Origin of the sequence: Stenotrophomonas nitritireducens (assembly GCF_001700965.1) — a bacterium.
Lineage (GTDB): Bacteria > Pseudomonadota > Gammaproteobacteria > Xanthomonadales > Xanthomonadaceae > Stenotrophomonas > Stenotrophomonas nitritireducens_A.
Map to the genome: position 1 here is coordinate 1,323,809 of NZ_CP016756.1, position 13,042 is coordinate 1,336,850.

The following is a 13,042-nucleotide window of genomic DNA, read 5'->3' on the forward strand; positions in this document are numbered from 1 at the left end:
CCTCAGTGGGTTGCCTCATCCGGGCGCACCCGGAACCAGGCCGCGTACAGCGCCGGCAGGAATACCAGGGTCAGCACCGTGCCGACGATCAGCCCGCCCATGATCGAGATCGCCATCGAGCCATAGAACGCACTGCGCGACAGCGGAATCATCGCCAGCACCGCCGCCAGCGCCGTCAGCACGATCGGGCGGAAGCGGCGCACGGTGGCATCGATGATGGCGTGCCAGCGGTCGTGGCCGGCATCGATGTCCTGCTGGATCTGGTCGATAAGGATCACCGAGTTGCGCATGATCATGCCGGCCAGCGCAATCGTGCCCAGCATCGCCACGAAGCCGAACGGGGCCTGGAACAGCAACAGGAACCAGGTGGCTCCGATGATGCCCAGCGGCGCGGTGATGAACACCATCGCCGCCCGCGAGAAGCTGCGCAGCTGCACCATCAGCAAGGTTGCCACCACCACCAGGAACAGCGGCATGCCGGCCTTGATCGAGTTCTGGCCACGCGCCGAATCCTCCACCGTGCCACCGGTTTCCAGCAGGTAGCCGCTGGGCATCGCATCGCGGATTTCCGCCAGGGTCGGCTCGATCTGCTCGACTACGCCTACCGGCAGCATGCTGTCGCCGATGTCAGCACGCACGGTCACCGTGGGCAGGCGGTCGCGGTGCCAGATGATGCCGTCCTCGAAGGCGTACTCAAGCTTGGCCACCTGCGACAAGGGCACCGCCTTGCCACTGGCGGTGGGAATGGCCAGGCTGCCCAGCATGTCCAGGCGCGCGCGCTCGTCGTCCGGGCCACGCAGCAACATGCCGATCTGGCGGTTGCCTTCGCGGTAGGTGCTCACGCTCATGCCCGACAGCGAGCTGGTCAGGAACTGCGCGATCTGTGCGCTGCTCACGCCAAGCACGCGGGCGCGGTCCTGGTCCACCACCAGCCGCACCACCTTGCTCGGCTCGCTCCAGTTGAGGTTGACGTTGGTGGTATGCGGGTTCTGCCGCACCTTGTCGGCGACCTGCGCGGCAATGGCCTGCACCCGCTCGATGTGTTCGCCGGAGACGCGGAACTGCACCGGGTAACCGACCGGCGGGCCGTTCTCCAGGCGGGTCACGCGCAGCTGCACGTCGCCGAATTTCGGCACCACTTCCTTCAACATCCAATCACGCAATGCCTCGCGTGCCATGGTGTCTTCGGCCAACACCACGTACTGAGCGAAGTTGGTGGCCGGCAGCTGCTGGTCCAGCGGCAGATAGAAACGCGGCGAACCATTGCCGACGTAGCCGACGAAGTTGGCCACGCCCTTGTGGTCCTTGATCAGCGCCTCGAACTTCTGCGCCTGTGCCTGGGTGGCGGTCAACGACGCACCTTCGGCCAGTTCGATATCCACCATCAGCTCGGGCCGGGTGGAATCCGGGAAGAACTGCTGTGGCACGAAACGGAAGATCACCAGCGAGAACACGAACAAGCCGGCGGTGGCCAGGATCACCAGCCAGCGGCGGCGCAGGCAGGCATCCAGGAAGCCGCGGAAACGCTGGTAGAACGCGCTCTTGTACGGGTCATGGTCGTGCGAGAGTTCCTTCGGCCTGACCAGGTTGGCCAACGCCGGGTTGCGGTCGGCCCAGCGCAGCCGCAGCGCGCGCCAACGCGCGGCAATGCTGCCCGGCTTGGGCGGCTGCGGGTTGTGCAGGTCCGGCAGCATCTTGTCGCCGAGGTAGGGAATGAACAGCACCGCGGCAATCCACGACACCACCAAAGCAATCGTCACCACCTGGAACAGCGAGCGGGTGTATTCACCGGTACTCGATGCCGCCGTTGCGATCGGCAGGAAGCCAGCCGCGGTGATCAGCGTACCGGTCAACATCGGGAAGGCGGTGGATGTCCAGGCAAAACTGGCCGCGCGCAGGCGGTCGTAACCCTGCTCCATCTTGGTGGCCATCATCTCCACCGCGATGATCGCGTCATCCACCAGCAGGCCCAGCGCCAGCACCAGCGCACCCAACGAAATCTTGTGCAGGCCGATATCGAACTGATGCATCACGAAGAAGGTCATCGCCAACACCAGCGGGATCGACACCGCCACCACCAGGCCGGTGCGCCACCCCAGCGAGAAGAAGCTCACCAGCAGCACGATCACCACCGCCTCGGTCAGCACCTTGACGAACTCGCCCACCGATTCCTTCACCGCATGCGGCTGGTCGGACACCTTGCGCAGCTGCATGCCGGCCGGCAGCGTCTTCTGCAGCTGTTCAAACTCGCCATCCAGGGTCTTGCCCAGCTTGAGGATGTCGCCGCCGTTCTTCATCGCCACGGCAATACCAATGGCATCCTCGCCCATGAAGCGCATCTTGGCCGAGGCCGGATCGGCGAAGCCACGCTTGACCTCGGCGATATCGCCCAGCCGCACGGTGCGCTCACCGGCCTGGATCGGGAAGTTGCGGATGTCCTCGACCGAGGTGAACTGGCCGCTGACGCGCAGCTGCACGCGGTCGGTCGGGGTTTCGAACCAGCTGGCCGGCGCAATCGCGTTCTGCTGCGCCAGCGCCTCCTGCACCTGCTGCAGTGATACGCCCAGCGTAGCCAGCTTGGTGTTGGACAACTGGATCCACACCTTCTCGTCCTGCAGGCCGATCAGGTCGACCTTGCCCACGTCGTCCACCCGCTGCAGTTGCAGCTGGATGCGGTCGGCATAATCGCGCATCAGCGCGTAGTCGAAGCCCTTGCCGGTCAACGCGTAGATGTTGCCAAAGGTGTCGCCGAACTCATCGTTGAAGAACGGCCCGATCACTTCGGCCGGCAGCTGCGACTGGATGTCGCCCACCTTCTTGCGCACCTGGTAGAACAGTTCGGGCACGTCCTTGGAGCGCATCGAATCGCGCGCCATGAAGATCACCTGCGACTCGCCCGGGCGCGAATAGGCCTGGATGAACTCGAACTGCCCGGTGTTCATCAGCGCCTTTTCAATCGGCTCGGTGACCTGCTTGGAGACCTGCTCGGCAGTGGCGCCGGGCCACATGGTCTGCACCACCATCGCCTTGAAGGTGAACGGCGGATCCTCGGACTGGCCCAGGTGCTTGTACGACCAGGCACCGATGATCGCCATGGCGATCATCATGAACAGCACCAGCGGGCGGTTACCGAGCGCCCATTCGGAAAGATTGAAGCGCTTCACGCCTCAGTCCCCTTTTCAGCGCGGATCCAGCGCCGCTCGGTATTGCCGCCAGCGTCAGCCCCCATCCCGTTCCCTTCCCACGCAGGGGGAAGGGCGAAGGTGTCGCACATACAAGATTTCGACAGGCTCATCGCGAGCCCTCCGACGCAGCTTTCTTCGGTGCGCCAAGTTCAATGGGCCGGTTGCTGCGGTCCACGGCAGTCACCGGCTGACCTTCGCGCAACAAATGGCCACCGGCAGCCACCACCCAGTCGTCGGCTTTCAAACCCTGCAGCACCGGCACGCTTTCCGGGCCATAGGGACCCAGCGTCACCGCCCGTGCCTGCAATTTGCCATCGGCCGGGTTCACCACCCAGACGCTGGCCTGCTGCGGCTGCTTGCCGGCCTGCACGGCAGCCAGCGGCACGCTTATCACTCCCTGCTTGCCATGCGCGATGAACACCCGCGCGCTCTGGCCCAGTTCCACCGTGTCCAGCGCATCGGCCGCCAGGCTTACCCGCGCGGCATAGGTACGCGCCTGCGGATCGGCGGCGGCGGCGATCTCGCGGATGCTGCCCGCCAGGCGCTTGCCTTGCTGGTTCCACAGTTCCACCTCGACCGCCTGGCCGACGCTGAAATCGCGGATGACACTTTCCGGCAGCGCGATGGCCACTTCGCGGGCGCCATCGGCAGCCATCGTATAGATGGTCTGGCCGGCCGCGACCACCTGCCCGGCCTCGGCCTCGCGGCTGGCGATCAGGCCGTCTTCGGGCGCGCGCAGCTGGGCATAGGCGGATTGGTTGCGGGCCACGTCCAGATCGGCGCGGGCGGCATCGGCCTGGCCCTGGGCCGCCTTCAACGCCGCGGTCTGCGCATCCAGTGCGGACTGGCTGACCAGCTGCTGGCTGGCCAGGGCCTGGTAGCGCTTGTGCTCGTCCCGGGCACGGACCAGATCGGCCTCGGCGGCCGCGTACTGTGCCTGTGCCGCACGCGCCTGCAGGTTGTAGTCGGCAACGTCGAGCTCGGCCAGCAACTGGCCCTTCTTGACCCGCTGACCGGCGTCAACCTCGCGACGCAGCAGCTTGCCGCCGACGCGGAAGGACAGCGCGGTTTCTTCACGGGCGCGTACCTCGCCAGGATAGGCACCGATGGCCACCCCGCCATTGCCGGCCGGATGCTCCACCAGTACGGGTACGGCGGGTGCGGGTACGGTCTCGGGCTTGCCGCAGGCGACAAGCAGGGGCAACAACAGGCAACAGCCAATCCAGCGTAGGGAATTCATAGGTAAAGGTCGCGAACGCAAGGGAGGGAAAGAGGGCGGAATTTGGCCGCCATTACTAAACGCATCGGTATAGTATAAATATCGAACCAGCTGGTCTAGTATTGCCTGATGTGCCCGAAAAAACCCTCCTCCGCGCCCGCGACAACGGCGCCACGCAGTGCCGGTCCGGGTCGCCCCAAGGATCTCGGCAAGCGTGCGGCCATCCTCGATGCAGCCAAGGCGTTGTTCATCGAACTGGGTTTCAACGGCGTCAGCATGGACGAAATCGCCGCCCGCGCCAGTGTGTCCAAGCTGACGGTCTACAGCCATTTCGGCGACAAGGAAACCCTGTTCACCGAGGCGATTCAGGCCAAGTGCGTGGAAATGATGCCCGATGAGCTGTTTGTCACCGACAACGAGGCACCGTTGCGCGGCCAGTTGCTGGGCATCGGCCACGCCTTTTTCGACCTGATCAGCAGTGATGCGGCCATTGCCACCCAGCGCATGATGATGACCCCGGACACCGATGACCGGATCCGCCAGATGTTCTGGCAGGCCGGCCCGGCCCGTACCGAGAGCGCCCTGGCCGAGTTCCTGGGGGCCCGCGTCAGCCGTGGCCAGCTGGCCATCGAGGACCTGGGCCTGGCCGCCCGGCAGTTCTTCTGCCTGATCAAGGGCGAAGTGCATACGCATATGATGTGTGGCCTGTGCGCCGCCCCGGACCCCCTCAATGCCGATGTCCACATCGCCGCCAGCGTTGATTTCTTCATCCGCGCCTATGAGCCACGCCGGCAAGCTGAATGAACCGGAGGTCCGAATGACTTCCGGCACTGCGTCACGCGCGGCCCTCAGCTCAATGTTGGGTCCGTACTTTGTGTCTGGTAACCGGTAAAATGGCCGGCCCACTGCGCTGGAATGATGAGCTTCCCATGACGATTGATTACTCCCACGTCCGCGAAATGATGGTTGAACAGCAGATCCGTCCCTGGGACGTGCTGGAAGTCCGCGTGCTGGACGTGCTGGCGCGGCTGCCGCGCGAGGCCTTCGTCGCTGAATCCCATCGCGCCCTGGCCTATGCCGACATCGAGCTGCCGCTGGGTCATGGCCAGAAGATGATGAAGCCGGTCATCGAAGGCCGCACCCTGCAGGCGCTGGATCTGCAGCCCACCGACGAAGTGCTGGAAATCGGCACCGGCAGCGGTTTCCTGAGCGCCTGCATGGGCGAGCTGGCCCGCGAAGTGCTGAGTCTGGAAATCCACCCCGAGCTGGCCGAGCGCGCCCGCCAGAACCTGGACGCGGCCAAGCTGGGCAGCAATGTCCGCATTGAAGTCGCCGATGCCCTGAACTGGCAGAGCCAGCGTCAGTTCGACGCCATCTGCATCACCGGTGCGGTTGAAACCGTTCCGGTGGAACTGCTGAAGCTGCTGCGCAGCGGCGGCCGCCTGTTTGCCATCCGCGGCGTTTCGCCGGTGATGGAAGCAGTGCTGGTGCAGGCCGACGGCAGCATCGCCTCGCTGTTCGAAACCGATCTTGATTACCTGCAGGGCGCTGCGCCCGCACCGCAATTCCAACTCTGAAACCTTCCAAGGAAGCCGCAATGATCCGCCGATCCCTCACCCTTGCGCTGGCAGTCGCCCTCACTCCGCTGACTTCCCATGCCGCCGACCTGTTGCAGGTCTACGAAATGGCCCGCAACGGTGACACGCAGCTGGCTGCGGCCGAGTCCACGCGCCTGTTCGACAAGGAAGGCCAGGTGCAGGCACGTGCGGCACTGCTGCCGCAGATCGGCGGTGAGGCTTCGTTGACCCGCAACCACAGCAATTTGGACAGAGTCGCGGCTGGCGTCAGCGGCAGCAATACCACGAAGAGCCGCACCTACGGCATCAACGGCAGCCAGACCCTGTTCAACTGGAGCCAGTTCGCCAACCTGCGTGCGCAGCGCGACGTCAGCAAGGCCGCAGACTTCACCTTGGATTCGGCCAATGACGAGCTGGTCGTACGTACCGCGACCACGTACTTCAATGTGCTGGTCGGCATTGAATCGCTGACCGCCGCCGAGACCAACGAAGCCGCTGCCAAGAAGCAGTTCGACTACGCCGACAAGCGCCTGGAAGTGGGCCTGGCGCCGATCACCGACATGCATGAAGCACGCGCCCAGTACGACCAGGCACGTGCCGATACGATCCTCGCCCGCAACGCACTGGAAGACGCCTATCAGGCGCTGACCGAGCTGACTGGCCAGCCGGTGCGCGATGTGCGCGGCCTGCCCGTCGACTTCCGCCCGGAAGTGCCGGCCAACCGCGGCAACGTCGACCAGCTGGTCACCGATGCAGTCGCACGCAACCCGGCATTGAAGGCACAGGAGCTGCAGGTCAGCGCCGCCGAGTCCAATGTGTCGGCCGCACGTGGTGGCCACTACCCAACCCTCTCGCTGGGCGGCAGCTGGGGCAAGAGCGCGCGCTGGGGTGACAGCACCGGCGCTGGCAGCGCTACCCCCGATGCCACCACCAATTCGATTGGCCTGACCTTGAACGTGCCGATCTTCGCCGGTGGCGCCACCCAGTCCGGCGTGCGTCAGGCGCTGGCCCGTCGCGACATCGCCCAGGACACCTTCGAACAGCAGAAGCGTGCGCTCGACCGCAACACCCGTAATGCCTACCAGGCTTTGGTTGCCGGCATCAGCGAAGTGGAAGCCCGCCGCCTGACCGTGGTCTCGGCACAGAGTGCCTATGACGCCTCGCAGGTCGGCCTGGAAGTGGGTACCCGTACCGTGCTGGACGTGGTGCAGAACCAGCGAACCCTGTTCCGCGCCCAGGTAGATTACGCGCAGTCGCGCTACAACTTCCTGCTGAGCCGCCTGCAGCTCAGCCAGGCCATTGGTGACCTGGAAATCAGCGAAGTCCAGGACATCAACCGTCTGCTGACGGTGGATGCCGCTTCCAAGCTGCAGAGCAATCCGCAGTAATCATCGCGAACGCGTGAGCAGGCCCTGAGCCTGCACACCCACGCAGATGAAACCTCCGAATCCGATGCCAGAGCCCTGGCGTCGGATTTTTTTTTGCGGCATCCGTTCGTACTGGCAGGCGCAGTACCTATTGGCCGGAGCAGTTCCTATTGGCGGGAGCGGCAGCAGCCCGCTTTTGTGGGAGCGGCGTAAGCCGCGAAGCAAGGACACCATCAGATCGCACCGCTGCCGATGGTTTCAGCAACATCAGCTTCGCGGCTTACGCCGCTCCCACAGCCAAGCGCCAGACCGCTGCGTCAGGCCAACCAGCATCGTTCTGTTGTGGGAGCGGGGTAAGCCGCGAAGCAGGGACGCCATAAGATCGCACCGCTGCCAATGGCTTCAGCAACATCAGCTTCGCGGCTTACCGTGTGGCATGCCGATTACCCAAAGCGACGCTTTCAACCAGTTAACTGAGTCTCGCTGGGCGGCGGCAACTGCGGTGTGATCAAGGCGATCGTATGCTCCAACGCGCCACGGCCATCGGCTACCAGCGCCCGCCCCGCCTGCACCATGCGTTCGCGCTCGGCATCATCCTGCAACAGACGTGACACGGCTTCACCTACTTCCGCCGCATCGGCACAAATACACAGGGCACCGGCCTCGTCCATGCGCCGCGAGATCTCGGCGAAATTGTGCAGGTGCGGGCCGGTCACCGCTGCGGTACCCATCGCCGCCGGCTCCAGCAGATTGTGCCCACCAATGGCCTGCAGGCTGCCGCCCACGAAGGCCACCTGCGCGCAGGCATAGAACGCCATCAACTCGCCCAGGGTGTCGATCACGAAGACCTGGGTATCGGCAGCAGGCCATTGCTGCGCCTTGCGCATAGCCACGCGCCAGCCCGGCTCACGGGCCAGCGCTTCGACCTTGGCAAAACGCTCGGGATGACGCGGCGCCCACAACAACAGTGCATCGGGATGCTGCTGCAGCAGGCGCGCATGGATGTCGATCACCGCCTGCTCTTCGCCTTCATGGGTACTGGCAGCGATCCATATCGGCCGCGTCGCCGCCACATGCTGGTGGAAGGCCTGCAGCACGTCGGTGGGATCTGGCGGATGGATGTCGAATTTCAGATTGCCCAGTGCCTGCACCTGCGCGGGCAGTGCGCCCAGCTCGATGAAACGCGCTGCATCGGCCTGCGACTGCGCCGCGACACAGGTAACCGTGCGCAGCGCGCGCCCGACCAGCGCCTTGAGCACGCGATAGCCCTTCAACGAACGCGCCGACAGCCGAGCGTTGAGGATGTACACCGGAATGCCACGATCGCGGCAACCGAACAACATGTTCGGCCACAGCTCGGTCTCCAGGATCAGCGCCAGACTGGGCTGGAAGTGCCCAAGAAAACGGCTGACGCTGCCAGGCACGTCGTACGGCAGATAGACATGGTCCACGTCATCGCCCCACAGCGCGCGCACCCGCTGCGAGCCGGTCGGGGTGATGGTGGTGATGATCCAGCGGATGTCCGGGCGTTGTGCACGCAGTGCATTGACCAGCGGTGCAGCTGCATTGACCTCGCCCACCGACACCGCATGCAGCCATACACGTGGCTGTGCGCCGCTGTCCGGATAGGACGCATAGCGCTCGTCCCAGCGCCGGAAGTACTCGCGCACGCGGAAACCGCGCCATACCAGGTGGTACACGGTGATGGGCAGCAGCAGATAGAGCACGGCCGAATAGATGCCGCGCAGCAGAAACTCGACGGGATCCTTGCGCATCGGCGAAGGATACGGGAGAACGCCGCAACAACGCGACAAAGCGCCGTGCCATTGCACAACAGGCGACACCGCACAGGACCGGACGCTGCCGCCTTTGCAGCCGCAGTGCCTTTTACCTGCAACCTGGCATGCAGCGCGAGGCCGGATCGCGGGAGGTGGGCTTCGCTGTTGGCAGCGGGCCTTGACTCTGCAGCGGCCTTTACCTGCCTCCTTCCTTGCGCGCAGCGCAGGGGAGGATTGAAGAGGGGGTAGCTTTGCAGTTGCTGCTGCAGTTGCCATGCCCTTGCACACACCGCGCTGCTCCCGCCTTCACCGCGGTGGCTTAGAATCTCCCCATGTCCGATTCACCTTCCACCGCCACCCGGCCCTCACTCCTGCAGCCACGCCACTGGCCCACCTACGCCTGGCTTGGCATTGCCTTCATCGCCGCACGCCTGCCATGGACGTTGCAGCGCGCACTCGGCCGCGGCATCGGCTGGTTGGCCCTGCATCTGGCGCGCAGCCGCCGCCACGCCGCCGAGGTCAACCTCAAGCTGTGCTTCCCGGAAAAGGACGAGGCCTGGCGGCAACGCCTGCTGCGCGACAGCTTCGACGCGCTGGGCGTGGGCGTGTTCGAATTCGCCCGCGCCTGGTGGGGCAAGATCGACGTCATCCGCCCGCAGGTGCAATGGGAAGGCCTGGAACACCTCAAGGCCCTGCAGGCCGAAGGCCGCGGCGTATTGCTGGTTTCCGGCCACTTCATGACCCTGGAAATGTGCGGCCGCCTGCTCTGCGACCACGTGCCGCTGGCCGGCATGTACCGCAAATACCGCAACCCGGTGATGGAATGGGCGGTGAAAAGCGGCCGGCTGAAATACGCCTGCGCGATGTTCGCCAACGAAGACATCCGCGCCACCGTGCGGCACCTGAAAAAAGGCGGCTTCCTCTGGTATGCGCCGGACCAGGACATGCGCGGCAAGGACTCGGTGTTCGTGCCGTTCTTCGGCATGCCGGCTTCCACCATCACCGCCACCCATCAGTTCGCGCGCATGACCGGCTGCGCCGTGGTGCCGTACTTCCACCGCCGCGTCGGTAGCGGCTACGTGCTGAAGATCGCCCCGCCGCTGCCGGACTTCCCCACCGATGACGTGGTTGCCGACACCGCCCAGGTCAACGCCGCCATCGAGGAAATGGTGCGCGAAGCCCCCGCGCAATACCTGTGGATACACCGTCGTTTCAAGCGCCAACCCGAAGGCCGCAGCCACTTCTACGACTGAGCCGGTTGCCGCCTCAGCCGCCGCGCTTGTCCGGCTCGGCCAGCAGCGCACCGGCATACAACGCCGCCAGCAACACCGTCAGCCCGCCCCAGAACGCGGAATAGAACGCCAGATGGGTATTGAGCGGGAACACCGTGACTGCCAGTGCCACCGCCGCCGGACGTGCACGATCACGTGCCTCCGGCCCGGAATAAATCCAGGCGCGCAATGCCATGGCCGCACCGGCAATCCATAGCAGCAAACCAAGCACGCCGGTTTCGGCAAGGATCTCCAGCAGGATCTGGTGCGCGTGCAACGCCGGCCCCTCGCCCCATACCGGCGCCTGTGAAGCGTCCGGGTTGCAGTGCGGATAGGCCTCCCGGAACCCGCGCGCGCCAACGCCATTGATTGGATGTTCGCGCACCATGCACAGCGCCGCAGCCCAGATCCGCGTGCGCCCGGACAAGGCTTCATCGATGCCGTGGGCACCGCCGTCGAACGCCATCGCCGTACGTTCAAAGCGCTCACGCACCTGGCTGGAAACAACCGCCAACGCGGCAACACCCATCACCCCGGCCAGCATCAGCAACAGCAGCCACTTGCTGCCGAGCAGGCGCCAACCGGAGAGCAGCAGCACCAGACCATAGGTGATCAGCGACGCGCGCGAACCGGCATACACCAGCACTACCCCAACCACCGCAGCGGCCAGCAGCCCACTCCAGCGGCCCCAGCGCGCGCCCACGAAGAACAGCAGGAACGGCGACAGGCTGGCCAGCACCTGACCGAACTTCAGATTGCATGGCCCGAAAATGCCGGACAGGCGGTCCGCCAAGGCGGCTTCTTCCGGTGCGCACAGGCCGCGCCCGTTGATCAGCCATTTAAGCTGGTCCAGGCCCCAGAACAGCGGACTGGTGCCGGCCAGGACCTGCAGCAACCCGTCAACCGCCCACAGCCCCGTCACCAGCGCCATACCTGCAAAGGTGATGCGCCGGCGCTGCGGGGTTGCCACGGCTATCGCCACCAGCCACATGAAAGGCAGGTAACGCAGGCCGCCTCCGACCTTGCCCCAGACCTTGCCCGGGTCATCGGCGCCGATGGCCGACCCCAGCTGCGGCAACCAATACGCACAGAACAGCACGCTGGTCAGGGCCAACGCGGGTACACCCAGCAGACTGCGGATACCGCTGCCTTTCTTCAGCCGCAGCACCAGCAAGCGCGCCACCGTGAACAAGGCCCCCAGCACCAGCACCGACTCGGCAATCCCCGGCAGCGGCAGCAGCGCCACATAGGCGATCACCCACACCGGCGCCCACCACCCGGGCTGGCGCGGGGCGGCGGCAAAGGACGGCTCAGCCAGCGAGTTCTGCATAGACATCCATGGTGGCACGCTGCATGGCCTGCAACGTATAGGGAATCCGCCGCGGCAACAGCGGGGGAGTATCCAGCAACGCCATCACGCACTGCGTCAGCTGCGCCATGTCCGCGTACGCTACCGCACCGGAAGGCTGCAGCTGGCCCAGCAGTTCACCTACCCCACCGTGGTCCCAGCCCGCGACCGGGCGGCCGACCGACAAGGCCTCCAGCACGGTACGGCCGAAGGCCTCGGGTTTGTCGGATAGCTGCAGCACCAGATCACTGGCGGCATAGGCTTCGGCGATGCGGGTGGTGGGTTCGCTCAGCACCAGTTGCGCGGCGATGCCGAGGTTCTGCGCCAGCTGTTCCAGCTCGCGCACATAGGTTTCGCGGCCGGGCTCACGCACACCGGGCATCCACAGCAGTGCCGGGCGACCGGCGCGCTGCAGCGCCGCCAGCAGCTGCAAGGCGTGCGTGTGCCCTTTCAAACGGGTGCCCCGCCCTGGCAACAGCAGCAATGGCAGGTCGCCCTGCAAGCGCGGGTGGCGCGCGGCGACTGCCAGGCGCGGCCGCCGATCACTGCGATCGACACGTGGGAACTGGGCCACATCCACCCCACGCGGGATTACCCGCAGCGTGGCCGGATCGGTCTGTGGATAGTGCTGCAGCAGGTAGTCACGCACGGTCTGCGACACGCAGATAACCCGCTCGCCGCTGGCCATGATGCCGCTGTAGCGGCCGGCCGAGTTTAGCCCGTGCATGGTGGTCAGCCAGTGCGGACGCTGCGCTGCGGGCATGCCACGCAGGGCATACCAGCCCAGCCATGCCGGCAGCCGTGAGCGCGCGTGCACGATGTCCGCACCGGTTTCGCTGAACAGGCGCCGCAGCGAGGCCACGTGGCGCAGGGTCAGCAGCGATTTGCGGCCGATATCCAGGGTCAGATGCTCGGCGCCGCTGTCCAGCAGCGGCTGCAGCAATCGGCCGCCGGCGGACACGACAATGGCCCGGTGACCGGCAGCCACCAGTGCCGCGGCGATTTCCAGGGTTGAACGCTCGACGCCGCCGGAATGCAGCGCCGGCAGCAACTGCACCACCGTCAAACGGCGCATCGGTCAGCGGTTCAGTCAGCCAGCACGAATACCGAACCGCAATACGGGCAGGCCGCCTCGCCATTGGGTTCGTCTTCGATCGGCAGGTACACCCGCGGATGCGAGTTCCACAACGCCATTTCCGGCGTCGGGCAGCTCAGCGGCAGGTCAGCGCGATGTACGGTGTAACGCTTCTCGGCATTGGCGGGCGCGTTTGCGGTATGGCTCATGGCGTCATTCACG

At 65.4% G+C, this 13,042-nt stretch carries 10 protein-coding genes; 4 read left to right on the forward strand and 6 right to left on the reverse strand.

Annotation, left to right across the window (positions count from 1 at the left end):
- Window positions 1-2: 2 nt before the first annotated feature.
- Window positions 3-3,164, reverse strand: a complete 3,162-nt coding sequence (locus BCV67_RS05630) for an efflux RND transporter permease subunit (RefSeq protein WP_062166839.1) — start codon at window positions 3,162-3,164, stop codon at window positions 3-5.
- A gap of 127 nt (window positions 3,165-3,291) precedes the next feature.
- Window positions 3,292-4,425, reverse strand: coding sequence for an efflux RND transporter periplasmic adaptor subunit (locus BCV67_RS05635; RefSeq protein WP_062166840.1), 1,134 nt, complete (start codon window positions 4,423-4,425; stop codon window positions 3,292-3,294).
- 108 nt (window positions 4,426-4,533) lie between these two features.
- Here BCV67_RS05635 and BCV67_RS05640 point away from each other — a divergent pair, with 108 nt between their 5' ends.
- The 3 genes from BCV67_RS05640 (at window position 4,534) to BCV67_RS05650 (ending at window position 7,369) form a co-directional block, all read left to right on the forward strand.
- Entirely contained in the window at window positions 4,534-5,208 is a 675-nt protein-coding gene (locus BCV67_RS05640) for a TetR/AcrR family transcriptional regulator (RefSeq protein WP_062166841.1), read from the forward strand.
- A gap of 125 nt (window positions 5,209-5,333) precedes the next feature.
- Complete coding sequence (locus BCV67_RS05645; protein WP_062166842.1) at window positions 5,334-5,981, forward strand: protein-L-isoaspartate O-methyltransferase family protein; 648 nt, start codon at window positions 5,334-5,336, stop codon at window positions 5,979-5,981.
- A 20-nt stretch (window positions 5,982-6,001) separates the two neighbouring features.
- Window positions 6,002-7,369: a TolC family outer membrane protein gene (locus BCV67_RS05650; protein WP_062166843.1), complete on the forward strand. Its 1,368-nt coding sequence runs from the start codon at window positions 6,002-6,004 to the stop codon at window positions 7,367-7,369.
- A gap of 440 nt (window positions 7,370-7,809) precedes the next feature.
- Here BCV67_RS05650 and waaA read toward each other — a convergent pair whose 3' ends face one another.
- Window positions 7,810-9,123, reverse strand: coding sequence for a lipid IV(A) 3-deoxy-D-manno-octulosonic acid transferase (waaA, locus tag BCV67_RS05655; RefSeq protein ID WP_062166844.1), 1,314 nt, complete (start codon window positions 9,121-9,123; stop codon window positions 7,810-7,812).
- Window positions 9,124-9,458: 335 nt separating this feature from the next.
- On the opposite strand from waaA, the gene BCV67_RS05660 reads away from it, so the two are divergent.
- Entirely contained in the window at window positions 9,459-10,379 is a 921-nt protein-coding gene (locus BCV67_RS05660) for an LpxL/LpxP family Kdo(2)-lipid IV(A) lauroyl/palmitoleoyl acyltransferase (RefSeq protein WP_062166845.1), read from the forward strand.
- Window positions 10,380-10,392: 13 nt separating this feature from the next.
- Here the strand turns inward: BCV67_RS05660 and BCV67_RS05665 are convergent, their stop codons facing one another.
- Genes BCV67_RS05665 through BCV67_RS05675 form a run of 3 tightly spaced genes read right to left on the reverse strand, consistent with a single transcriptional unit; the run spans window position 10,393 to window position 13,029 of the window.
- A complete protein-coding gene (locus BCV67_RS05665; RefSeq protein WP_062166846.1) occupies window positions 10,393-11,727 on the reverse strand; it encodes an O-antigen ligase family protein in 1,335 nt (444 codons plus the stop codon).
- Window positions 11,708-12,820, reverse strand: a complete 1,113-nt coding sequence (locus BCV67_RS05670) for a glycosyltransferase (protein ID WP_062166847.1) — start codon at window positions 12,818-12,820, stop codon at window positions 11,708-11,710. Before BCV67_RS05670 ends, BCV67_RS05665 begins: the two co-directional genes overlap by 20 nt.
- A gap of 11 nt (window positions 12,821-12,831) precedes the next feature.
- Window positions 12,832-13,029: a zinc-finger domain-containing protein gene (locus tag BCV67_RS05675; protein WP_057627713.1), complete on the reverse strand. Its 198-nt coding sequence runs from the start codon at window positions 13,027-13,029 to the stop codon at window positions 12,832-12,834.
- Between the last annotated feature and the right edge of the window lie 13 nt (window positions 13,030-13,042).

Coding starts and splice junctions, on each gene's coding strand:
- waaA (WP_062166844.1), bottom strand. CDS start 9,123: ATGCGCAAGGATCCCGTCGAGTTTCTGCTGCGCGGCATCTATTCGGCC.
- BCV67_RS05675 (WP_057627713.1), bottom strand. CDS start 13,029: ATGAGCCATACCGCAAACGCGCCCGCCAATGCCGAGAAGCGTTACACC.
- BCV67_RS05665 (WP_062166846.1), bottom strand. CDS start 11,727: ATGCAGAACTCGCTGGCTGAGCCGTCCTTTGCCGCCGCCCCGCGCCAG.
- BCV67_RS05670 (WP_062166847.1), bottom strand. CDS start 12,820: ATGCGCCGTTTGACGGTGGTGCAGTTGCTGCCGGCGCTGCATTCCGGC.
- BCV67_RS05660 (WP_062166845.1), top strand. CDS start 9,459: ATGTCCGATTCACCTTCCACCGCCACCCGGCCCTCACTCCTGCAGCCA.
- BCV67_RS05635 (WP_062166840.1), bottom strand. CDS start 4,425: ATGAATTCCCTACGCTGGATTGGCTGTTGCCTGTTGTTGCCCCTGCTT.
- BCV67_RS05650 (WP_062166843.1), top strand. CDS start 6,002: ATGATCCGCCGATCCCTCACCCTTGCGCTGGCAGTCGCCCTCACTCCG.
- BCV67_RS05645 (WP_062166842.1), top strand. CDS start 5,334: ATGACGATTGATTACTCCCACGTCCGCGAAATGATGGTTGAACAGCAG.
- BCV67_RS05640 (WP_062166841.1), top strand. CDS start 4,534: ATGTGCCCGAAAAAACCCTCCTCCGCGCCCGCGACAACGGCGCCACGC.